20 protein-coding genes are annotated in these 22,645 nt (G+C 46.4%); 2 read left to right on the forward strand and 18 right to left on the reverse strand.

The features are described from left to right. Positions 1–753: 753 nt before the first annotated feature. The 4 genes from grdA to ABXS75_16110 form a co-directional block, all read right to left on the reverse strand. Complete coding sequence (grdA, locus tag ABXS75_16095; protein XCP84554.1) at positions 754–1,227, reverse strand: glycine/sarcosine/betaine reductase complex selenoprotein A; 474 nt, start codon at positions 1,225–1,227, stop codon at positions 754–756. 135 nt (positions 1,228–1,362) lie between these two features. Continuing rightward, a complete protein-coding gene (gene grdH, locus ABXS75_16100; GenBank protein ID XCP84555.1) occupies positions 1,363–2,667 on the reverse strand; it encodes a betaine reductase selenoprotein B in 1,305 nt (434 codons plus the stop codon). Between the two features lie 15 nt (positions 2,668–2,682). Further along, complete coding sequence (locus ABXS75_16105; GenBank protein XCP84556.1) at positions 2,683–4,008, reverse strand: glycine/sarcosine/betaine reductase component B subunit; 1,326 nt, start codon at positions 4,006–4,008, stop codon at positions 2,683–2,685. 38 nt (positions 4,009–4,046) lie between these two features. Next, positions 4,047–5,561 (reverse strand): BCCT family transporter, encoded by a 1,515-nt coding sequence (locus ABXS75_16110; protein XCP84557.1) that lies wholly within the window; start codon positions 5,559–5,561, stop codon positions 4,047–4,049. Between the two features lie 442 nt (positions 5,562–6,003). Between ABXS75_16110 and ABXS75_16115 the strand changes: the two genes are divergently transcribed. Further along, on the forward strand, positions 6,004–6,681 hold the full coding sequence (locus ABXS75_16115) for a helix-turn-helix domain-containing protein (GenBank protein XCP84558.1): 678 nt from the start codon (positions 6,004–6,006) through the stop codon (positions 6,679–6,681). Here ABXS75_16115 and ABXS75_16120 read toward each other — a convergent pair. The 11 genes from ABXS75_16120 to trpS form a co-directional block, all read right to left on the reverse strand. Then, complete coding sequence (locus ABXS75_16120; GenBank protein XCP84559.1) at positions 6,676–7,239, reverse strand: DUF3841 domain-containing protein; 564 nt, start codon at positions 7,237–7,239, stop codon at positions 6,676–6,678. The two genes, ABXS75_16115 and ABXS75_16120, sit on opposite strands and share 6 nt — an antisense overlap. Continuing rightward, the gene (locus tag ABXS75_16125; GenBank protein XCP84560.1) at positions 7,184–7,888 is read right to left on the reverse strand and encodes a DUF3841 domain-containing protein; all 705 of its coding nucleotides are present in this window, start codon (positions 7,886–7,888) and stop codon (positions 7,184–7,186) included. The genes ABXS75_16120 and ABXS75_16125 overlap by 56 nt, the downstream gene beginning before the upstream one ends. 140 nt (positions 7,889–8,028) lie before the next feature. Further along, on the reverse strand, positions 8,029–9,384 hold the full coding sequence (gene radA / locus ABXS75_16130; GenBank protein XCP84561.1) for a DNA repair protein RadA: 1,356 nt from the start codon (positions 9,382–9,384) through the stop codon (positions 8,029–8,031). 13 nt (positions 9,385–9,397) lie between these two features. Continuing rightward, positions 9,398–9,808: an endosialidase gene (locus tag ABXS75_16135; GenBank protein ID XCP84562.1), complete on the reverse strand. Its 411-nt coding sequence runs from the start codon at positions 9,806–9,808 to the stop codon at positions 9,398–9,400. A gap of 157 nt (positions 9,809–9,965) precedes the next feature. Beyond that, entirely contained in the window at positions 9,966–12,413 is a 2,448-nt protein-coding gene (locus tag ABXS75_16140) for an ATP-dependent Clp protease ATP-binding subunit (GenBank protein XCP84563.1), read from the reverse strand. A gap of 58 nt (positions 12,414–12,471) precedes the next feature. Continuing rightward, the gene (locus ABXS75_16145; GenBank protein XCP84564.1) at positions 12,472–12,843 is read right to left on the reverse strand and encodes a GntR family transcriptional regulator; all 372 of its coding nucleotides are present in this window, start codon (positions 12,841–12,843) and stop codon (positions 12,472–12,474) included. Between the two features lie 364 nt (positions 12,844–13,207). Continuing rightward, on the reverse strand, positions 13,208–14,236 hold the full coding sequence (locus tag ABXS75_16150; protein ID XCP84565.1) for a hypothetical protein: 1,029 nt from the start codon (positions 14,234–14,236) through the stop codon (positions 13,208–13,210). Then, the gene (locus ABXS75_16155) at positions 14,233–14,778 is read right to left on the reverse strand and encodes a sigma-70 family RNA polymerase sigma factor (protein XCP84566.1); all 546 of its coding nucleotides are present in this window, start codon (positions 14,776–14,778) and stop codon (positions 14,233–14,235) included. The genes ABXS75_16150 and ABXS75_16155 overlap by 4 nt, the downstream gene beginning before the upstream one ends. Before the next feature lie 191 nt (positions 14,779–14,969). Beyond that, positions 14,970–15,185, reverse strand: a complete 216-nt coding sequence (locus ABXS75_16160; protein XCP84567.1) for a hypothetical protein — start codon at positions 15,183–15,185, stop codon at positions 14,970–14,972. A 31-nt stretch (positions 15,186–15,216) separates the two neighbouring features. Further along, the gene (gene glmM / locus ABXS75_16165) at positions 15,217–16,563 is read right to left on the reverse strand and encodes a phosphoglucosamine mutase (protein ID XCP84568.1); all 1,347 of its coding nucleotides are present in this window, start codon (positions 16,561–16,563) and stop codon (positions 15,217–15,219) included. Positions 16,564–16,656: 93 nt separating this feature from the next. After that, complete coding sequence (trpS, locus tag ABXS75_16170; GenBank protein ID XCP84569.1) at positions 16,657–17,748, reverse strand: tryptophan--tRNA ligase; 1,092 nt, start codon at positions 17,746–17,748, stop codon at positions 16,657–16,659. 374 nt (positions 17,749–18,122) lie between these two features. On the opposite strand from trpS, the gene ABXS75_16175 reads away from it, so the two are divergent. Then, entirely contained in the window at positions 18,123–18,845 is a 723-nt protein-coding gene (locus tag ABXS75_16175) for a 4Fe-4S binding protein (protein XCP84570.1), read from the forward strand. A gap of 265 nt (positions 18,846–19,110) precedes the next feature. On the opposite strand, the gene mscL is transcribed toward ABXS75_16175, so the two are convergent. The 3 genes from mscL to ABXS75_16190 all read right to left on the reverse strand — a co-directional run bounded on the left by mscL (position 19,111) and on the right by ABXS75_16190 (position 22,596). Next, a complete protein-coding gene (gene mscL / locus ABXS75_16180) occupies positions 19,111–19,542 on the reverse strand; it encodes a large conductance mechanosensitive channel protein MscL (GenBank protein ID XCP84571.1) in 432 nt (143 codons plus the stop codon). Positions 19,543–19,744: 202 nt separating this feature from the next. Continuing rightward, complete coding sequence (locus tag ABXS75_16185) at positions 19,745–20,605, reverse strand: putative manganese transporter (protein ID XCP84572.1); 861 nt, start codon at positions 20,603–20,605, stop codon at positions 19,745–19,747. A gap of 107 nt (positions 20,606–20,712) precedes the next feature. Next, positions 20,713–22,596, reverse strand: coding sequence for a heavy metal translocating P-type ATPase (locus tag ABXS75_16190; GenBank protein XCP84573.1), 1,884 nt, complete (start codon positions 22,594–22,596; stop codon positions 20,713–20,715). Between the last annotated feature and the right edge of the window lie 49 nt (positions 22,597–22,645).

Below are 22,645 nucleotides of genomic sequence, written 5' to 3' on the forward strand. Positions count from 1 at the left end.
TTGGCAATTCTGTTCCTGTTTACTGTTCTTAGGTTTCGAATCTTGTCGATTCAACGTTCTTGAAAATCTCTTTAAAGAATTTTCAGGGTTGTTGTCTATTATTTAATTATCAAAGTTCTTCGTGCTGACTGCCGTTCCTCGCGACAGCCATTATAGCTTATCACATTCCTTCGTGCTTGTCAACACTTTTTTATTCTTTTTGTTTGTCGCTTTTGATCAGCGTTTGCATCTCTCTTTGCGACAGCTTATTTAGATTACCACATCTTTCGACGTGTGTCAACCACTTTTTTCATTTATTTTCCAGCATTTTGTCACTGCATGCCGTCCCTGACCTCTGTCTCGACAATCGCTGAATCTTAATATGTATCAAATGATTGATTGCCTTGCCTGGATCACTTTTGGGTGTTTCCCGCTCAGCAAAACTTATAATATCACCTTATCTTCCAATTGTCAATATTGTTTTTTCTTTTTATTTATTTCAGACAATTCGCACAATTCTGACATCTTCGCATTATCGATAGCCGCAATACCTCCAATATTTCCGCGCATAAAAACAACGCATTAAAAGGCTCTCCACATAACTACTCTTAAAGCCTCAAAATAACAACCATTACCGTGCCTAATCACACAATATACCTTTTATCATACAAAACGGACATCGTCCCCTTTATATGATAAAAAGCAAATTTGGTAGAAATATGGAGTTTTACGCCTTTTAATGCTATCTGTTCTTCATTATATATCATGCATCTATTATAAATATTTGCAATATTCCTCACGGATTGCTGACATTTCGCTTACGATGTCATCGATATCCAGCACCAGTTCCATCATACTGATCTGCTCATCATAAACATCTTCGTCGAACTCTGCCTTAAGTTCCGGTTCGCATGCGTGATATACCGTAAGTCCAAGCTGGACTCCTGTCAATGGACCTGCGAATGTCGGGTCACCTGCTGTTACGGTTTCTGCCGCAAGACCTGCAGCTTCACCTTCTGCCGCGCCCACGATAACGACTACGTTCTCCGGGCCGTACTCCTCAGCAAATTCCTTTACCCTTTTCTGATTCTCAAGATCCATCGCGCCTGCGCTCGTTCAGACGAAGCATTCCGTCGAAGAAAATACAATCTCTCCGCCCGCCGTCTGCACGCATTCTGCAATAGCCGGTCCCGGAATTCCGTCACGATCGCCAATGATCACGACTTTTTTTCCATTTAAGATTGACATACTGTCTGCTCCTTTCTCATTTGAGGTGGCAGGAACCGACAAACCTGCCGATTCCTGCCCCCATAAGTTCCATTCTAAATAATAGTTTCCCCCAAGATACCTGCAGCTTTTCCCAGCTTACCAGCTCCTACAATTCTATACACGGAATACCGTCTGTTCCTCAATATCTGTTGCAAGGCTCTCAAGAGCAACCTTGGTTCTGTGATAACGCAATTTCCACTGATCTTCTTTTGATGTTCCCGGATCGCCAAGCGGATACGGAATGGAAATTGTCGGAACGATTCTGTTTGAACCAACCGTCTTTGCAACAGGAATCAGGTTACACATCTGAACAATCGGGAAACCTGCTTTTTCAACTTCTTTTACCATCGTTGCACCGCAACGTGTACAGGTACCTCATGTAGAAACCATGATAACGCCATCTACGTTGTCTTCCTTGAGATATGGAATAATCTCCTGTGCCATTCTCTGTGCCTCTGCCTGTGTTGTACCGGTACCAACAGTACTGTAGAAATACGGATGAAGGCTTCCATAGAATCCTTCTTTTTCCAATACTTTCAGTGCATCTACCGGAGTGATAACATTTGGATTCGCATCCGCTGCCGCCGGGTCAAATCCAGCATGAATCGTCTTGTATTCTCCGCCTTTTAATGCGTCTGTGTTGGAAATGTCGTAACGTCCCCAGCGTGTAGCTGACGCGGACTGAATTCTGTCCGGATTATCAACCGGAACGATTCCTCCGGTCGTTAACAGTGCGATTCTCGCCTTCTTCAGATCCTTAATTGCCGGAGCGATCGGAACACGGTCCATCTTCGGAATCGGGAGCTCTGTCTCAAACGGCTGTCCATTCAGCTTCTTGATCAGCATATCGATCATACGCTCGGATGCCGGAGTACCGTCTGCCAGCCATGTCTGACGGCGGATACCTCTTGCGAAATAGCCTTCCTCGTCAGCGCTGCCTACTTCTTCGCCATTTAAGAGCTTATTCGCAACGGCTACCATTGCTTTTACGTCTTCTCTCATCTTTGCGGCAATATTTCCGCCCTTCAGGATATACATATCTTTCTTGAACATCTCTACGCCCGGATTCTCTACATTCATAGAAGTAACTACCGGAACGCCGAATTTCGCTTTTACAGCCTTACAGATCGTGCCGCAGGCTACGCCGTAACGTCCTGCCTGGAATGCCGGTCCTGCCAGGAAGATATCCATCTCTTTTCCTTCCAGCATGCCTATGATCTCTGCGATAGCTGCATCCGTATTCGTTCCCATGTAGTTGTCGCCACAGATGATCGTATGTGTAATCTCTGCGTCCAGCTCTTTTGCAAACTGCATTGCCGGTCCTACCTGTCCTTCATGGATCTGCGGTGCCACATCCGCTTTATCCTCTCCACCAATCTGTCCAAAAAACTGATTAATATATAATATAGCCTTTTTCATGCTCTTTCACCTCCACTAGAATTCCTTCATAGTCTTCGGAGACCAGCCACAAACCTGATCGCCGCAGAACATTGAGTTGTTTTCCATGATAATAGAACCGTCTTCTCTTACAGAAGGTCCTAATAACTCGTCGTCTGCCCATCCTCCTGACAAGCCGTCACGTTTTAATGACTCAAGTTCTCCGAGTACCGTCTCCATCGGAGGAAGTTCGATAAGCTCTGAAACATTACCACAGGATACGATCGCATCACATTTCTCATCCAATGTAACGAGCGGCTGTGACTGTCCGTCACGCCCGGTACACTCATTTGTAACGCCTACCGTCTTCACGCCTACGTCCTCAAGTGCAACGATACATCCGACAAAGTCTGCATCCGGATTGCCGTATCCTTCTTCTGCTACAACTGCTCCGTCTGCCCCAAGGCTCTTAGCGATCTGAGCTACGAACAAAGCAGAACGTTCTTTCTGTTCCAACGCCACATTCAGGTTGGACATGATTACGCCAAGGAAATTGATTGTCTTTCCATGTTCTCTGTAAAGCGCCTTAATATTCGGGCAGTTCTGGAAATCATAGGTAGACCATTTTGAAGATACCGGCATAAAGCTTCCTGATACCAAAGCTCCGTCCAGAACTTCATTGGGATGCATTACGGTCGGAACCATATGGTTCATATCCCAGCCATATACCAGGTCATTGTATCCCATCTCTTCCATCTGTGACTGCGGCTGCATTACATATACGACTGAAGGCAGTTTCTCTGTCTCTTCGTCACGTTTGATCATAGAACCAAGCTCGTATACTTCCGTATCTTCCGGTGTAAGTTCTTTTACGCACGCAGCGATATATTCTGCCAGCTTATGTCCTGCACGGCGGAGTGCATCATTCTTCTTCTGCTGCTCTCTCTTCTCAAAATCCTCGTTCGTGTCTGCTACAAGAACGATATTATTGAGCTGGCCAAAATATGTATACTTCTGTCCCTCACCGCTCATGTCGATGATACCATCCTGGAATCCGCCCCAGTGTCTGCCTACTACAAGAACACTACAGTTCTTAAGTGCGTGAACCGTTCCTTCTCCTGCAGGCGCCAGATCTCCTGTGTATCCCGGGAAAACACCTCTTCCGTCCGGACGTACTCTCGGCTCGATCGCTTCTTTTACCGGACACATACGGATCTTATCTCCCGGCTTCGCTATGTAAAGCTCAGCCTCTGTGATTCTGTCATCCTCACGAATATAAGCAAGTGCTTCATCCTTATTAATCGTCAGCACTCCGTCTTTATATGATAATTCTTCTCCAAAAATAATATCATTCACATAGAAATTTCCAATCTCCAGTTTCATGATTTCCCTCCTTACTTTTCATCTAAACTACTATCTGATTACTCCTGCTTCATCTTCGGAATCTTAAGCGTACCCTTTTTTTCCGATTTCATGACCTTGACCGTACTTACCATCGTACCGATCATGACCAGTGCAAACGGCAAGGCCGCAACAATCGAGATCGCCTGCAGCATCTCCAGACCATTTACTGTTCCAAGAAGAAGTGCCAGTGCCAGAAGAGACTGAATAACGCCCCAAACCACTTTTCTGCTTGTCTTCGGATTCAGATCACCGTAAGAGCTGAGCATACCTAATACGAACGTAGCGGAGTCCGCTGAGGTAACGAAGAATGTACAAAGGAGTACAACTACGATCAATGAAATTGCTGCTCCCATCGGATATTCTTTTAATACTACGAACAGCGCCGTAGAGGTATTCTGAATGGCTTCAGATGCAACTTCTGTTCCTGTATTGATTCCCAGTGTACCGAAAATAGCGAACCATACAAAGGATACCAGTGCCGGTACAAGTGTCACGCCCATGATAAATTCTTTGACTGTACGTCCTTTGGAAATACGTGCGATAAATGTTCCGGTAAACGGTGCCCATGCAATCCACCATGACCAGTAGAAAATAGTCCAGCCACCGTACCAGCCACTGTCGCTGTACGCACCCACTGCAAATGAATTATGCGGGAGCTCCTGAATGTAATCGCCAATACCTTCAATCAGTGTATTGAAGATCTGTCTTGTCGGTCCTACGATCAGGCAGGCAAGTGCGAGCAGACAGCAAAGCGCCACATTCGCGTTGGAAAGGAACTTAATTCCTTTATCCACACCGGTAATCGCAGATGTCATGAACATCGCCGTTACGATTACTACGATAATAATAAGAACAACATTATTCTCCGGTATATCGAACAGGAAATTCAGACCACTGTTAATCTGCATCGCGCCAAGTCCCAATGAAGTGGCAACTCCGGCAACTGTTGCGAAAATAGCGAGAATATCAATCGTTTTTCCGATAGGGCCTTTGACTCTTTCTTCGCCGATCAGAGGAATAAAGATGGAGCTGATAAGTCCCGGCTTATTCTTTCTGAACTGCATATAAGCAAGTGCCAAAGCAAGTACAGCGTAGTTAGCCCACGGATGCAGTCCCCAGTGAAGAAATGCCTTCGTTATGGCAAACTGTGCTGCTGCAGGCGTTCCTGCTTCCGCTCCGATCGGAGCCATGTAAAAGTTCAGAGGCTCTGCCACGCCCCAGAACACCAGGCCGATTCCCATACCTGCCGAGAACAGCATCGCGAACCATGAAATATTACTGTACTCCGGTTTTGAATCGTCCGGTCCTAACCGGATGTCTTTATATTTGCTGAAGAATCCCAGCCATACTACAAAGGCCACAAATCCCGTCATTACCGCCGCATAGAACCAGCTAAAATTGTCTGTAATAAAGCCCTTTGTCACCGTTGCTACCGTCTCAAAGCTTCCCGGGAAGCCTAACCCCCATACTACGATAATAGCAACAATAATCAAAGAAATCACAAATGTCGGGTTCATTTTCTTTTTATTCATCGTATCCCTCACTTTCCTATTCATGTCCTTCAGTCTGCAGCCTCATTCACCTTTCTGCAGAATCTAAGTTCCTTTAAAACTATGCTTTTTTACACCCGTTTTTCTCTCCGCACTTCCCATTACGGGTACCTCCTTTCTACATTTTACTGATTGTTTATATCTTAACATAATCTTGATTTTTAGTAAACACGTTTAAAAAATAAACGCGTTTAATAGTTACCAAATTTTTCACCTCATTTTTGGTTAATATAGACAAATTCTATTCTCATATTTATTTTATCTATACATAATGCACATAAATAACAGTATATTTTTTCCTTCCATAATGCGCCATCTTATGATATACTTGGAATATTGTAAGCAAAATGTTACATCAATGTAAGGTTTCAGGATATAAAGATGGATTGTTCTAAAATACACAAAGATTAGGAGGATAACTTCTATGAGAAACAGCCAGCAATACAATCGAATGGTACGCTATTTTGTTGAAGCTGCCCGCTCTATCATCGACACAGAAGGGGAGGAAGCCGTTACGGCAAGAAAAGTCGCGGATGCTGCGGGCTATAATGTAGCTACGCTCTACCACTATTTTGAGAATCTGGATCACCTGCTTTTTTTCACTTCTCTGCGGCATTTAAAGGATTATGCACTTGATCTTCCTGAATATACCAAGGGAGTCTATGATCCGATTCAATTATATTTGATGACATGGGAATGCTTTAATCAACATGCTTTTCGGTTACCGCAGATATATGCGAGACTTTTTTTGCCGGAATATCAGACCAAATACAACCATTCTCTGCGGTTTTACTATGAGATTTTCCCGGAGGAACTCCCCAAAAACGGACTTCGGTTTTTCCCCATGTTTCAGCAGGGGGGCCTCTATGAAAGAGACTACGTCCTTCTTATTGATGCTGCCCGAAGAGGGCTTCTTCGCAAAGAGGACGTAGCAGATATTTCGATTATGAATACAATGATTTTTAAGGGAATGATCAACAAATTCCTCGGCAGCTCCCCTCGCCCCTCCATCGAACAGGCGATGCGCGATACCATGCGCTACCAGTCCCGCACTTTGATCGGGTTCGGCGTGTCCAGGGAATATGTAAAAGACTATTTATAGGGAATGTTCACCGCAGAGCCATTCCTTTCTCAGTACCCATGCGGCGCCCTGCGTGTACAGTTCTTCCTGGCTGGTGTCCTCGAAAAGGAGGTCCCAGCTTTTTATGATTCTATTTTTCAAAAGCGGATAATATGGCTTTTCAAACACGTCGGAATACGCCATGATTCCCTGTCGCTTTAATTCCTGTTCAAATTCTTTCTGTCGTTTTTCGTCTCCAAGCGGTGACAAATTGAGAATTCGGTTCCATTTCCGCAGATCGAACAGAATCACTTCCTCCCGCGGAATCTGAAATTTAAGCAGCTTAGCATCCGGGCCGGTAACCGCCCATTTGGGATCTCTATATAACCAGAAGGGGGATTCTGCTCCCTCAGGTCTGGCTATTTTTTCTGCGGCTCTTTTTGCAAAGTAAGAGTAGGCAATAGAAAAACTCCATGTTGTTTCCTGATATTTTTTACTGATATACTCCTTTTTCACGAGGCAATGCCCATCTCGCTCCAGCACATCAATGACCTGCCGGCTCTGCGACGTCCACAATGTGATATGATCCTTCACTTCCATAAAAGCGCACCTCCTTGATCCATTCCCTGCGCAGCTCCCACATGGTAGCGGTAAATCCTTCCCTTTTCTCCGGCAGAAGCGTAAACACTCTGCTCCAGCTATCTGTAATCTTCTTTTTCAGTAACGGATAAAAATTCCCCTTATCCGTGGAAATCAAAGTGTCTTCCTCCCCAATCCCATACTTCTGAAATTCCAGGCGGTGGCGTTTTTCATCTTCCTTCTCCAGCGGGATATACCAGTAATTAACACGATATCCCCACGCATCCATATTGCAGATGATTACGTTTTCCCTCGGTACCTCAACCTTGAGTATCACCGTATCTTCCGTTGGCTGCAGCATATTCTCCTCATCCACACACAGCCAAATCGGATACTCCAGTTCTTCCGACAGCTCCAGATATTTTCGCGCTTCTTTCGTATACCAGCGGTATAGGTCCAAATAATACTCTGCCATCGAATCATTCTTTTTCCGAATATATTCCGGTTTTACCCGATAAATCCCCGTACTTTTAAGTTCTTCCCAAACCTCCGGCACCTGCCTGGTCCACAGGATTACCGTTTCGCCTGACCCATTGTCACCGTCTCCATTTGAGAACGCTCTGTTTTTTAATTCCTCCTGTTTTATGGCATCCATCCTGCGATTTTCCATTTTTTCACTCCATTCCCGTAACTTCTGCCAATTGCAGACTACTCCTATAAGGAAAAACTACAAACTCTGTCCTCAAAGCTTGTAGTCCTCTCTTAGTTTACACTAAATCGCCAACTTTTCGTCCTATTCTTCTTGCTATATTACAATAATTGTATCGCGTCATTGATGGTCTTCACCCCAATGATCTTAATCCCCTTGATATTCTTTACACTTTCCAGGGAAACCGCCGGCATAATGCAGGCGGAAAAGCCAAGTTTTTTCGCTTCCGCCACTCTCTGTTCGGGCATACTCACCGCCCGCACTTCTCCGCTCAAACCAACCTCGCCAAAGACGATTGTCTTCTCATCAATCGGGCGATTCTTATAGCTGGACACGATCGCCATCACAATACCCAAATCGATCGCCGGCTCATTGATCTTCATTCCTCCCGCGATATTTACATAAGCATCATGATTGCCGAGTCGGTAACCGATTCGTTTCTCCAATACCGCCATCAGCAGATTCACGCGATTATAATCTGTTCCCGCAGCAGTTCTTCTTGGCATACCAAAATTGCTCTCACATACAAGAGCCTGAATCTCAAGCAAAATCGGCCGTGTCCCTTCCATAGAACACGCCACGACAGAACCGGAGGCATTCTCCGGACGTCCATCAAGCATAAACTCTGAAGGATTCTTCACTTCCCTGAGCCCGTCCTGCCGCATCTCGAACACTCCGATCTCATTCGTTGACCCGAAACGATTCTTGACGCCTCGCAGGATACGATAGGAGGCGTGCCGGTCGCCCTCAAAATACAGAACGGTATCCACCATATGCTCCAATACCCTGGGGCCTGCTACCGTCCCTTCTTTGGTCACATGCCCCACAATAAATATGGTAATACAAAGGCCCTTTGCAAGCTGCATCAACGTATTGGTAGCCTCCCTTACCTGGGAGACACTCCCGGGCGCCGAGGCGACCTCCTCACTGTACATGGTCTGTATGGAATCAATGATCACGGTCTCCGGACTCTCTTTTTCGATCACACTCTTGATCACTTCCAGATTCGTCTCGCAAAACAGAAGCAGATGATCCGTAAAATCACCCATTCTCTGTGCGCGCAGCTTAATCTGCCTAAGCGACTCCTCTCCGGAAATGTAGAGGACTTTCCTCTCGGTCTGCGCCAGCTGTCTGCACACCTGTAAAAGCAGAGTCGACTTCCCGATTCCCGGATCTCCGCCTACCAAAATCAAAGATCCCGGAACGATTCCGCCGCCAAGCACCCTGTCCAGTTCTTCCATATTTGTACTGATCCGTTCCTCAGCTTCCGTCTTTACTTTAGACAGAGGAACCAGAACGGTCTCGCTTCTTTCCCGGGCTGCTGCCGATCTTGATACCGTTACCCGCTCTTCCACAAAGGTATTCCATTCCCTGCATGCGGGGCATTGTCCCAGCCATTTCGATTCCTCATGCCCGCAGTTCTGACAGAAGTACGTGGTCTTTTTTACTTTTGCCATTCTCTATACTGCCTTACTTTCTTACGACCCTGATCTTAGCTGCACCATTTGAAAGCTCCGCGCTCAAGCTGAGTTTTGCGCTCAAGTTCGTGGTCATATCTCCAACATTCACATCATTCATATAAACGGTATACTCGCTGTCCGCCTCCATCTCCAGCGTGATCTGTGCATCGCCTGCACCTGACACCTTGAAGGAAACCATATCTTCCGACACCTTAAAATCTTCTACGTTTGTTCCCGGTACGGACTCATATACCATCATACCGTTCTTCTCCAGCTTCGTGATCTCTTTAAACGTCTTTACTTTATATAAATCTCCCTGAAACTCAAATCCATCCTGCTTGGTCTTTGCCTCTAAAGTATAATCGCCAAAGCTGATCGTTCCATTCTCCCCTGTTCTAATAAGTTCTTTGAACTCTGCCATCTTTGTACTCCTCCTGGTAAGTATTCTCTTTTGGATACAGACCGGCAGACCCGGTCTGTATAGTAATCTCATTATAAACGAAAGTCCTCTTGTTTTCCAGTATTACCTTGCAGAAAATAGTTTCCAAATCCGCCTCAGGCAACCCTGCTTTTTGCAGCTATGCTTCTGTCTCTGAGACAGTGAACCGAATCTCATTTTTAGAAATTCCCGCAGTCACTTTCTGTCCCCTTCTTATCTCTCCTGCCAGCAAAGCCTCTGCCAGTTTATCCTCCAACTGGCTCTGCACTGCACGTCGGAGTGGTCTTGCCCCATACTTCTTGTCGCTTCCGGTCTCTGCAATATGCTTTTTAACCGAATCACGGATGACAAGCGTGATATCAAGCTGCTCTTTTGCCCTCTTTACTACCTCGCCGCACATCAGTCCCACGATCCGTTTCATGTCCGCTTCGCCCAGTGGGTGGAATACGATGATCTCATCGATACGATTCAAAAATTCCGGACGGAAGAGCTGCTTCACCTCATCCATCACATTGCTCTTCATACGCTTATAGTCCCCCGCCGCATCTTCCTGATAGTTAAAGCCTAACTTCTTCGGCTCAACGATCGCTTTTGCTCCCGCATTAGACGTCATAATAATCACCGTGTTGCGGAAATCCACCTTTCTTCCCTGGGAATCCGTGATATGTCCATCGTCGAGGACCTGCAAAAGAATATTGAACACATCCGGGTGTGCCTTCTCTATCTCATCAAACAAGATCACCGAATATGGATTGCGGCGCACTTTCTCGCTGAGCTGTCCTCCCTCTTCATGTCCCACATATCCCGGAGGAGAGCCGATCATCTTCGCCACACTGTGCTTCTCCATATATTCCGACATATCCACACGGATCATGTCTTCCTCGTTGCCAAACAGCGCCTCCGCAAGCGCCTTGGAAAGTTCGGTCTTTCCCACACCTGTGGGGCCAAGGAATAAGAAGGAACCGATTGGACGTGACGGGTCTTTAAGACCCACTCTTCCACGTTTTACAGCCCGTGCAAGTGCATGGACCGCCTCACTTTGACCGATCACGCGCTTCTCCAGAATCTTCTCCAGCTTCTGAAGACGCGTACTCTCAGATTCGTTCAGGCGGCTGAGCGGAATCCGGGTCCATGCAGAGATTACTTCCGCAATGTCCTCTTCCGTCACATTTACTTTGCGGTTCTCATTCTGCTTATCGAACCGCTTTTTCGCCTGTTCCAGCTTGGTGCGAAGCTCCTTCTGCTCCTTGTGGATCAGGGACGCCTCCTCCATATTGCCGGATTTGATACATTCTTCCTTTTCTATTCCCAGTGTCTTTAAAAGCTCTTCCATCTTCTGGATATTGGCCGGAATCTTAAAACCACGTAATTTTACCTTGGAACAGCTCTCATCAAGCACATCGATCGCCTTATCCGGCAGAAATCTGTCATTAATATAGCGGCATGACAAATGTACGGCCGCCACAAGGGCTGCCTCCTCTACCTCTACATTATGATGTGCCTCGTATTTTGGCTTTAAGCCGGTGAGGATGTGAAGACACTGCTCCTCGTCCGGTTCCTCCACCGTGACAGGCTGGAATCTTCTCTCCAGCGCCGCATCTTTTTCAATATACTTGCGGTACTCCGTCAGGGTGGTCGCGCCGATGAGCTGCATCTCTCCCCGTGCAAGCGCCGGTTTCAGAATATTGGAGGCATCGATCGCGCCTTCCGCACCGCCCGCTCCGATAATCGTATGGAGTTCATCGAGGAACAAGATCACATTCCCCGAAGATGTCACCTCACGAATCAACCGCTTCATTCTCTCTTCAAATTCCCCACGGTACTTGGAACCTGCGATCATACCCGGAAGATCCAGTACAAGTATCCTCTTATCTTTCATGCTGTCCGGTACGATCCCGTCTGCAATCTGCATGGCAAGTCCTTCTACGATCGCGGTCTTTCCAACTCCCGGCTCTCCTACAAGACAGGGGTTATTCTTTGTCCTGCGGCTCAGGATCTGCATGATTCGCGTGATCTCGTCCTGTCGGCCGATCACCGGGTCCAGCCTGCCGTCACGGGCTTCCATAGTCAGATCGGTGCTGTATTGCTCCAGCATCCCGCCCTGTCCTTCACTTTCTTTTTGCATCTGCATGTATTCCTTGGGGTCCACTCCCATGGATACCAGAAGATCCTGGAACAATTTCTGCATATTGATTCCCAGAGTCATAAGCATTCTTGTACCCACGCAATCCGAATCTTTCAGCATGGCCAGAAGCATATGCTCGGTTCCGATCTTTTTGGAATGAAAACGCGCCGCTTCATTCCTGCTTTCTTCCAAAATGTAAGCAAGTCTCGGGCTCTGCTCCAGCTTCCGTCTGGAAAAAGTCCCTCCCGCCGGAGTGGATACCAGCATATCCATCGCTTTTGCCATCGGCTCTTCCTCGACCTTGTTCTTATCCAGAACCTGTCCGGCAACCCCTGTATAAATCTTTTTGAGTCCCAGAAGAAGATGCTCTGTCCCTATATACGGATGCTGCAGCTCCTCCGCTATTTTCTTCGCCGTATTCAAGGCTTCCTGTGCCTGTCTGGTATATTGATTGTCTGTCATAATATATCTGGCTTCTCCTTATATCTAGTTTTCATTTTCACAAAATGCTTTTGTAAAATCAGCAGCCGTATTCGGCATAAATCTCATCCACCAAAGCATGTACTTCCTCTTTCGTGATGCGCTTACAGCTTCCCTTCGCCAGCAGAATGCGAAGTTGTTCCTTCATATCCTCAAGCGCCTGCAATTTGTTCACATCAATGCAGATCACGGCGCCTTTTCGGCGGTCTAATTGAATAAAACCTTCCTGCCGCAATACATTGTATGCCTTATTGACCGTGTGCATGTTGATTCCGATGTTGTCGGCTAACTGACGCACGGAAGGAAGGGGATCGCCTTCATGAATCATGGAGGTAGCTATTCCCATAATGATCTGATTGCGGAGCTGCATATAAATGGCTTCGTCACTGTTAAAATCAATTTCTATCAGCATGATTATTACCTCTTTTTCTTTTGGTGGGAATATTGTTATATTTATGTTAGCACAAGTGGCAGGGAAATTCAAATGGTTTTTTTGAAATAGGTGGTGGACGCTGAGGAGGGCGGGAGGAGGATTGCTCAGACGTTTCATGGGCTTCGGCTAGTTCACGCATATGTAAGTGTCCGGCGTAGTCGGTCATTGGACCTCCTGCGCCGGGCACTAACATCTGCGGAACGGATCCTGCGCCCATTCCACTTAACCTTCGCAATCCTCCTCCCGCCCTCCTCGGCTTCTCAACGTATTTCAAGACGGGACGGAGGTGTGTGGGGAACGGTGTTGGGTGGCCATAGAGTTATTTCTTGTCTTTTGTGAGGCTTTACTGCTGTACATTGAAGGGGTACTCTGTTCCGTTTATCCAGATTTTTTGGATTTGGGCGGTGTCCAGGGCCTGGACGAAGGGGTAAATGGCCTGGTATCTGGCGGTGTTGGAATCTGGAATCTTGCTGCCATGATTGCTTTCTGCCAGGTTGATTCTCTGAAATTCGTCGGCTTCGGCGGCCCGGGGGCTTAGGGGGGTGGTGGCTTCATAGAGAAGGCAGATTGTTTTGCCGTCTTTGGTCTCTGCCAGGATTTCGGGTTTTTGTTTTTTCTTGTTTTCCTGTATGGCAAGTTCATTTTCTGCTGTGCCGCTCAATGTTATGGCAAGAGGGGTGATTTCTATGGTTTCCAGAGGTATGTCCCATAAAAACCGGGTGTTTTCGGGATATATTAAAATACTTCTTTCGGATTTTGGAGCAACCTGGACCGGGAGGAGCAGGCAATTGCTTTTTTCAAAGTATTCTACACTTTCTTCTGTATTTTCCTTCCATATTGTATTCCATTCTCCTACTACCGCTGTGCACTCATTGAGGTCATTTTGGAGTTTACATAGATAGTATTTTGTGTAGCTTCCTTTTTCAGCTTCCTTTTCTGTACACTCCTCCGTAGAAGTGGCTCCGATCATATGAAAAACATTTTCTCCCGAATTCAGGCGCAGCCAGCTTTCATCATTTAATGCGGTTACGGATATCAGGACTCGTTTCACCTGTTGATCTGCCATGATGGCCTCTACCGCTATATTGTAATTCCCATTTTTTGCCTGTTCTTTTCCGATCTGTATCAACTCCTGGGACAGTTCTTCTGTCTCTTTTCCGAAATAGCGGCTGAAAATTTCAGGATAAGCAAGTACCGCATATCCGGTACAGCCTGCAAGAATGCAGATAACACTGAAAATGGCGGCAATATGCCAATAACGGCGGCGATGCGGTGATGCTGTCTGGTGACGTTTTTCTGCTTTTTTGTTTATCATATTTTCCAGTTCTTCAACGGGAATATCTGTCATTATATCTGTCATGCTCATTTTCATAATTCTTCTCTCCTTTCCTTTAACTGTTTTTCCAGCTTTTTTCTTCCTCTGCGGAGTTTTGATTTGACCGTATTGACCCTCATATTCAAAAGCTCCGCAATTTCTTTGGTATCCTGATAGAAAAAATAATACCTGATCAGAATTTCTCTTTCTTCTTCCTTTAGTGTTCTTAGGGCCTGTCCGATGATCGCGGCTCGTTCTTTTTGTACCATTTTCTCAAACAGCTCGTCGACTTCTACGGTATCCTGCTCCCGAAGCGGCACTTCCCGGGGAGATTCGCGAAATTTATTTCTTGCACGATTCCTGGCGATTGCTGTCAGATAGGTTTTCAAACTGCCTCTACTTAAATCTATATTTTCACTGTGTATCCACAGACTGTAAAATGTATCATTTACGACCTCCTGGACGTCTTCCTGACACATATAGGGCAACAAAATTTTTGAGGCGACTCCGGTGATATAACCTCCATATGATTCCAGTAGCTCCTCCAATGCCGCCTCTTCTTTATTTTTAATACGTGCGAGTATCATACCTTCGTCCATTTTCTTCCCCCCTTACGTCATTCTACTTAATAACAGGCTTTTCCTGCCAAATATATTTGGTTTTTGTCCTCAACAGAAACGTTTCTAATTAGTATACACATATTTGTTGAAGTAGGGTGCAAAAAAGACTCCCCGAGATCATCTCACTCAGGAAGTCTTTTTTCAAAAGTCACTTTTTGATTTACAAATTGCTATTTTTTCTTCTTAATACAACAAATCAATTTGTTTACAATGAATAACGATATCGGGAATATGACTGCAGCCATCACTACTACGATTCCGACTGCCCCCATTCCCGTCGTGACGAATATATGTCCGAGCAATAGCTTTGACAGAAAATAGGTAAGTGCGACGGATGCCGCAATCCATATGATCATCTTTAATGTGCCAAATGTTTTCGGTTCCATCGCTACGCCTCCTCTGTCTGAATCTACCGTTCTATGCTACCACCAAACCTTCGGCCTCCATCACCTGGATTACCTGGTTTACGTATTTTTCACAGAGTTCGTCGGTTGTAGCCTCTACCATGACGCGGATTACCGGCTCGGTTCCGCTCTCGCGTACCAGAATGCGGCCGTCGTCGCCGAGGGCTGATGCTACTTCCTCTACGGCTTTTACTACCTGCGGGTTCTCGCGAGCGGTCTTTTTGTCGGATACGCGCACATTTTTAAGAAGCTGCGGGTAGATTGTGACCGGCTCAGCGAGTTTGCTAAGACTCATCTTCGTCTCCATAATAACCTCCATGATCATAAGAGAGGTCAGGATACCGTCGCCGGTTCTTGCGTGTTTGCTGAAAATGATGTGACCGGACTGCTCGCCGCCGAGAACATAACCGTTCGTCATCATATTTTCGTAAACATATTTGTCGCCTACGCGGGTTTTTTCATAGCGAAGTCCTACTTTATCGCAGGCCTTGTACAGACCGATATTGGACATAACTGTCGTTACGATGGTATTGTCGTTTAACTGTCCGTGATCTTTTAAGTACTTTCCGCAAATGTAAAGGATCAGATCTCCGTCGACTACATTGCCATTCTCATCGACTGCGATACAGCGGTCTGCATCTCCGTCGTAAGCGAAACCTACGTCCAGCTTTTTCTCTTTCACGAAATTCTGTAGCACCTCAATGTGCGTGGAACCGCAGTTTGTATTGATATTGGTTCCATCCGGCTCATTATTGATCACATAAGTCTTTGCTCCAAGTGCATCGTAAACGCTCTTGGCGATTGCAAAAGCACTTCCGTTCGCACAGTCCAGTCCGATCCGCATATCCTTGAAGGAACGTGTGGCAAGAGAGATCAGATGACCAATATAACGGTTTCTTCCTGCCGCATGGTCGATCGTCTTTCCGATATTTTCTTTCTGCGCAAGTGGAATCTCGCCGGTAACACCGTCGATGTATGCCTCGATCTTCTCCTCGACCTCAGCCTCCAGCTTGTGCCCCTTGCCGTTGATCACTTTGATACCGTTGTCATAGTACGGATTGTGGCTGGCAGAGATCATGATTCCGCAATCGAAATCCTCTGTTCTGGTCACATAGGATACACTTGGGGTTGTTGTAACATGAAGAAGATAAGCGTCGGCTCCGGAAGCGGTAAGTCCTGCAGCGAGGGCGTACTCAAACATATAACTGCTTCTTCTGGTATCTTTTCCGATCACGACTCTCGCCTTGTGATCCTGTCCGTAATACCAGCCCAGGAAACGACCCACCTTAAACGCATGTTCTACAGTAAGTACTGCATTTGCTTCGCCACGAAAACCATCTGTTCCAAAATATTTTCCCATAATATCTATCTCCTTTTCTTTTACGCACTTCGCTGAATGTATCCTTGCAGACGGCGAAATGCTGATTATCTTATTCCATTACAGAAATGATGATTATTTCTCTTCGCCGTACTTCTTCGCCTGCTCGTTAATCAGTTCCATGTCGTCAAAATAGTTGATCTTCATGGCTTCTTTGACCTCTCGAAGCGTCTCGGCAGCGACCTTTTCTGCTTCTATACTTCCCTTTCGCAGAATCTCGTAAATCTCAGGAATTCGTTTTTCCAATTCTTTTCTTCTGGCGCGGATTGGTGCAAGCTCCTCCTGCATCACAGAATTCAGGAAACGTTTTACTTTCACATCGCCCAGGCCACCTCTGCGGTAATGTGCTTTCAGTTCGTCCAGATTCTGATAATCCGGCAGATATTTTGCAAAATGTTCGTCCCGGCAAAATGCGTCCAGATAGATAAATACCGGATTCCCTTCTACCTCTCCCGGATCGGAAACCTTCAGATGATTCGGGTCCGTGAACATGCTCATGATCTTTTTCTGTACTTCCTCTTCGGTGTCCGCAAGGTAAATGCAGTTTCCGAGAGACTTGCTCATCTTGGCTTTTCCGTCGATACCCGGAAGCCGGCAGCAGCTCTCGTTTTCCGGGATCAATGCTTTTGGCATCACTAAGGTCTCACCGTACACACTGTTGAACTTATGCACGATCTCCCTGCACTGCTCGATCATCGGAAGCTGATCGTCCCCTACCGGTACGGTAGTCGCTTTAAATGCAGTGATATCAGAGGCCTGGCTGATCGGGTAAGTAAAGAACCCGACCGGGATACTTGCCTCAAAATTCCGCATCTGGATCTCGGATTTCACCGTTGGGTTTCTCTGAAGACGGGACACTGTCACCAGATTCATATAATAAAATGTGAGTTCCGTCAGCTCCGGTACCTGAGACTGGATAAATAAGGTAGATTTCTCCGGATCCAGCCCGCACGCCAGATAATCCAGCGCTACTTCGATGATATTCTGACGTACCTTCTCGGGATTATCTGCATTATCCGTAAGTGCCTGCGCATCTGCGATCATAATAAAGATTTTATCATACTCACCGGAATTCTGTAATTCCACCCTGCGCCTTAAGGACCCCACATAATGTCCCACATGAAGACGTCCTGTTGGTCTGTCGCCTGTTAAAATAATATTTTCCATAATGCTATTCCTCTCTACTATCATTCTGCATCTCTGCAGAATCTACGAAAAATTCTTTATCTGCCCAAATTCTCCGTATTTTTTCTCTTAAATAGTATAGCAGAATACCGATAGCTGTCAACAAAAACAAACATTTCCTTACCGGTATCTACACTTTTTCATTATAGTAGTTTTATTTCTCTTTGGCAACAGAAAATGACCTGCAGGCACATTTGTCCAGCTATCATTAATTCAGGCATTTATTCTCTCGTGATACGAATCTAATATTTCCTTTAAATTAATCGATTTCATGCTATGGATTAAATCACAACGGATTTTGTCATAGGAATCATACAGGACTGCCTGGATATTACTTCCGACCGGGCACATCGGTGATGGGTTTTGATGAATTCCTATCAATTTGTCCAGCATATTCGGCTCTACGCACATACATATCCGATACAGCATTTGAACCTGTCAGTTTTGCCGCAGGTAACGAAGAGATTGCCGTTATTGCGCTTCCCTCCTATGGCGGACGGGTTCCCGCATTGGCGGCTGAGCGCTTAAAAAAAGTGCAGGGAAACGGTATGCCCTGTGTATTACTTTGCGTTTATGGAAACCGTGCCTACGAGGACACTCTGGTCGAAATGGAAGATTTGGCAAAGGCCTGCGGCTTTTCTGTAGTGGCCGCAGTTGCGGCAGTAGCAGAGCATTCTATCATGCATCAATATGCGGCAGGGCGCCCTGATGCAACAGATGAAAAGAATATGAAAGAAATCGGTGCAAAAATCCTTGAAAAGTTATCCGGATCTCTTGTAAGCGACAGTTTTGTTATTCCCGGGAATCGTCCGTACAAAAAAGCCGGCGGCGTAGGGCTTGTGCCAAAAGCAGATTCTGCTTGTGTAAACTGTGGATTGTGCGCCAATCAATGTCCTGCAGACGCCATTGACAATACAAATCTCAAAACAGCGGATAAAACGAAATGCATCTCCTGCATGCGCTGTGTAGTCAAATGTCCAAAAAATGCAAGAAATGTCAACAGTGCAATGGTAGCCGCCGCTTCGCTTGCACTCAAAAAAGCCTGTTCTGTCCGCAAGGAATGTGAGTACTATCTCTAAACCTCCTCTTCTGCGAAGTAAGGCAGTAAAAAAGGATCCTGCTCCGCAGGATTCTCCGCCTGCGGCGGGTCGCTTTAGCGACATAATTCCTCTCCGCCGCAGTGCGTCTCCTCTCCGTTCCAGTCGGTGTTAACCGGGTGTCACTGGCACCAGGCACCCTCGCGAAGCGTTTTTATTTCATAGGACGCACTTTCCTATGAAATAAAAAATGTCCCATTCACTTTCATCAAAATGTGAACGGGACATTCTACTTTCTTCATTCCTTCTACTCTGTAAGTTCAGAAGTACAATGTGCGCATCTTACTGCGTCGATCGGAATCTCGGATTTGCAATAGGGACAAATCTTTGTTGTCGGAGCCGCTGCTTCTTCCTGATGGTGTGACATCTTAGCCGCTGCCTGATTCATCGCATTGATTGCTTTCATGATAAGGAAAATGACGAGCGCCATAATCAGGAAATTCACTATCGCCGTAATGAATTTACCATAGTTAAGCGTCACCTCTCCCATAATATTCACGGAAAGCTTATCAAAGTTCATTCCTCCGAAAAGTCCAAGAATTGGAGAAATAATATCCTCCGTCAGTGAGCTGACAATCGCGGAAAAGGCACCTCCAATAATAACACCAACTGCCATATCCATCACGTTTCCGCGACTGATAAATTCTTTGAACTCTCCAATAAAACCTTTTGCTGCCATATGAGTTTCCTCTCCTCCTTTGTATTTTGTCGTAATTTATCTCTCTTCTATATCTTACATAATAGAAACGCAAGTGGCAAGTTCTAATTTTAAATTTTTATTCATTTTGCTAATATTTAGCTCAAAGGACATTTTTCTCCCCCTGATATTCGGATTATTCCTCATTTCATGTTTCTGCTTTCCAAAAGCTGCTTAAATTTTTTCACCGGATCACAAATTCCACCAAAATCCCACAGACTACACTGATTACATAAAGACACCCCATGATTTGCAAGTTCACTTTCCAGTTTCTATGTGTACGAAACAAAACCAACAGTCCGATCCCTGCACAGGACAAAAGGCCTGCGAACATACTTCCGGCAGATAACACTCCTTCCAGATAGAAGGTTGTGATGGCAACGGAAGCCGCGCAGTTGGGAATCAGCCCCACGAGGGCTGTAAGGAAAATGCTGACAAACGGATAACTGGAAATCATTCTGACGATCCGTTCCATTCCGATCCATTCCACCAGCCCATTTAATGCCAACGTGATTACAAAAATGAACAGAACGATCTGTACCGAATGAGTAAATGCTGATTTCAAAATGCTTCCCTCTTCGCAATGGCAGTGGTCTCTCTCGCAGATTTCGTGGATATGAAGTCCTCTTTGCTCCCCTTTGTGCCGCATCCGCACCACAAAATCCACTATGATACCGGCTACGACCCCCGCGGTCATTTTGCCTCCCAGAATCAGAAGAATAGCGGATACCTTCGTTCGCTCTGAGAGCAGAATCGGGAGCATCTCATCTGAGGTAGACAAAAATACTGCGATCAGCGTTCCCACCGTGATCACGCCGCCGGAATAGAGATTCGCGGCGGCGGCAGAAAAACCGCACTGTGGGACTACTCCCAGAATTCCGCCAATCAACGGCCCTTTCTTTCCTGCACCAAGAAGGAATTCCACCGTCTTCTCCCCTGCCTTATTTTCCAGATATTCCATTGCAAGATAGGTCAGGAATAAAAAAGGTATTAGCTTCGCCGTATCCAAAGCCGCATCCATGATAATGTCTATTAGTAATTCCATAAGATTCATCCTTTCCCGAATGGAGTCTATTCTACCTGTTTTGTATGGAAAAATCAAGGAGTTTATTATTTAAAAAAGAATGTGCACTCGCACATTCTTTTTTCTCTCTATTTCACCTTAAGCGTCCGCATCGAATTCAGGATCGCAATTACGGATACACCAACATCCGCAAACACCGCTTCCCACATATTTGCCATGCCAAGTGCGCCCAGGAGCAGGACTGCCGCTTTAACAAGAAGTGCAAATACGATATTCTGCTTTACGATCTTCAAGGTCTGTCTAGCAATACGCATTACCGCAGAGATCTTCATGATATCGTCATCCATCAGCACGATATCTGCCGCTTCGATCGCGGCGTCAGAACCCATGCTTCCCATGGCGATTCCTATATCTGCACGGCCAAGGACCGGAGCATCATTGATTCCATCTCCCACGAAACCGAGACGTTCCTTCTCTCCAAGTTCCGAAAGCAGGCTTTCCACTTTGTCAACCTTATCTCCGGGGAGCAGATCCGTATAAACCTGATCAATACCAAGCTCATGAGCTACGGCCTCGCCGACCTCCCTGCGGTCTCCGGTGAGCATGACCGTTTTTGCGACTCCGCTTCGCCTCAATTGGGAAATTGCCTGCCTTGCTTCCGGTTTTACGGTGTCGGATATCACGATGGACCCCATATAGATTCCATCTTTTGCAAGGTACACCACGGTTCCCGGCTCCGGATTCGCCTCGTACCAGACGCCCTCTTTTTCCATCAATTTGGCGTTGCCGGCACAGACGAGATTTCCATCGATTCTGGCCATGATACCGTGTCCCGGGATTTCTCTGGCATCTGCGACACGTTCCATGGAAAGCGCAGATGACACACGCTCCACATAGGCGTTTTTCAGCGCGCCCGCCACCGGATGGTCAGAAAATCCTTCCGCCAGCGCCGCCATTTCCAAAAGCTCCTCCTCCTTACATTCCTCGCCTGGAAGGATCTTTGAGACAGCGAATTCGCCTTTGGTCAGCGTCCCTGTCTTGTCAAATACGATGGTCTTCATCTCGGACAACACTTCCAGGTAGTTACTTCCCTTGACCAGAACGCCCTGTCTCGACGCCGCTCCGATTCCCCCAAAGAAGCCCAGCGGCACAGAAATCACCAACGCACACGGGCAGGAAATTACAAGGAAAATGCATGCTCTCTTCAGCCATTCCCCAAAAGGCTGGGAAAGCACAAGCGGCGGAAAAATGGCAAGCACCACAGCCGCACATACGACAAACGGCGTATAATATTTTGCAAATTTGGTGATAAAATTCTCCACCTTTGCCTTTTTGCTGCTCGCATTCTCCACCAGTTCCAGGATCTTTGCCACCGTGGAATCGTCGAATTCTTTCGTCGTTTTTACCTTCAGAAGTCCGCTTCCGTTCACGCAGCCGCTGATAATCTCGGAGCCCTCGCCCACCTTGCGCGGTACGGACTCACCCGTGAGGGCAGAGGTATCCACAAAGGAGGTTCCCGACACCACAACGCCATCGAGCGGGATCCGTTCACCGGCTTTGACTACGATGATATCGCCCACACTGACATCATCGGGATCTACCTGCTTTAGCTGTCCGTCCACTTCGATATTGGCGTACTCCGGGCAAATGTCCATCATCTCGCTGATCGACTGGCGGGATTTGCCGACTGCATACCCCTGGAACAGTTCGCCGATCTGATAGAATAGCATCACGGCCACCGCCTCAGAATATTCCTGCACGCCCAGCGCCCCGAATGTGGCAATGCACATGAGGAAATTCTCGTCAAATACCTGGCCGTGGCTGATATTTCTCACTGCCCGGTATACGATATCCCACCCAACGATCACGTATGGAACCATAAACAGAAGGAAGCTTATCGGAAATGTTGTCTCAAATTCCAGCTTCCCCATATGCTCCATCACAAAAAGTGGAATGTAGATCACGGCTGCTATTATAATACGATAAAGCATGTTTTTCTGTTTTTTTGTCATATTGCACCTCTCCACCAAATACCTGTCATAAAACTTTGATTCTCTTCAC

Source organism: Roseburia hominis, assembly GCA_040702975.1.
GTDB classification, from domain to species: domain Bacteria; phylum Bacillota; class Clostridia; order Lachnospirales; family Lachnospiraceae; genus Allocoprococcus; species Allocoprococcus hominis_A.

Coding starts and splice junctions, on each gene's coding strand:
- ABXS75_16135 (XCP84562.1), bottom strand. CDS start 9,808: ATGGCAGAGTTCAAAGAACTTATTAGAACAGGGGAGAATGGAACGATC.
- ABXS75_16105 (XCP84556.1), bottom strand. CDS start 4,008: ATGAAACTGGAGATTGGAAATTTCTATGTGAATGATATTATTTTTGGA.
- mscL (XCP84571.1), bottom strand. CDS start 19,542: ATGGCAGCAAAAGGTTTTATTGGAGAGTTCAAAGAATTTATCAGTCGC.
- ABXS75_16185 (XCP84572.1), bottom strand. CDS start 20,605: ATGGAATTACTAATAGACATTATCATGGATGCGGCTTTGGATACGGCG.
- ABXS75_16140 (XCP84563.1), bottom strand. CDS start 12,413: ATGACAGACAATCAATATACCAGACAGGCACAGGAAGCCTTGAATACG.
- trpS (XCP84569.1), bottom strand. CDS start 17,748: ATGGAAAATATTATTTTAACAGGCGACAGACCAACAGGACGTCTTCAT.
- ABXS75_16150 (XCP84565.1), bottom strand. CDS start 14,236: ATGAAAATGAGCATGACAGATATAATGACAGATATTCCCGTTGAAGAA.
- ABXS75_16175 (XCP84570.1), top strand. CDS start 18,123: ATGGGTTTTGATGAATTCCTATCAATTTGTCCAGCATATTCGGCTCTA.
- ABXS75_16155 (XCP84566.1), bottom strand. CDS start 14,778: ATGGACGAAGGTATGATACTCGCACGTATTAAAAATAAAGAAGAGGCG.
- ABXS75_16125 (XCP84560.1), bottom strand. CDS start 7,888: ATGGAAAATCGCAGGATGGATGCCATAAAACAGGAGGAATTAAAAAAC.
- ABXS75_16110 (XCP84557.1), bottom strand. CDS start 5,561: ATGAATAAAAAGAAAATGAACCCGACATTTGTGATTTCTTTGATTATT.
- ABXS75_16115 (XCP84558.1), top strand. CDS start 6,004: ATGAGAAACAGCCAGCAATACAATCGAATGGTACGCTATTTTGTTGAA.
- ABXS75_16120 (XCP84559.1), bottom strand. CDS start 7,239: ATGGAAGTGAAGGATCATATCACATTGTGGACGTCGCAGAGCCGGCAG.
- ABXS75_16145 (XCP84564.1), bottom strand. CDS start 12,843: ATGCTGATAGAAATTGATTTTAACAGTGACGAAGCCATTTATATGCAG.
- glmM (XCP84568.1), bottom strand. CDS start 16,563: ATGGGAAAATATTTTGGAACAGATGGTTTTCGTGGCGAAGCAAATGCA.
- ABXS75_16190 (XCP84573.1), bottom strand. CDS start 22,596: ATGACAAAAAAACAGAAAAACATGCTTTATCGTATTATAATAGCAGCC.
- ABXS75_16160 (XCP84567.1), bottom strand. CDS start 15,185: ATGGAACCGAAAACATTTGGCACATTAAAGATGATCATATGGATTGCG.
- radA (XCP84561.1), bottom strand. CDS start 9,384: ATGGCAAAAGTAAAAAAGACCACGTACTTCTGTCAGAACTGCGGGCAT.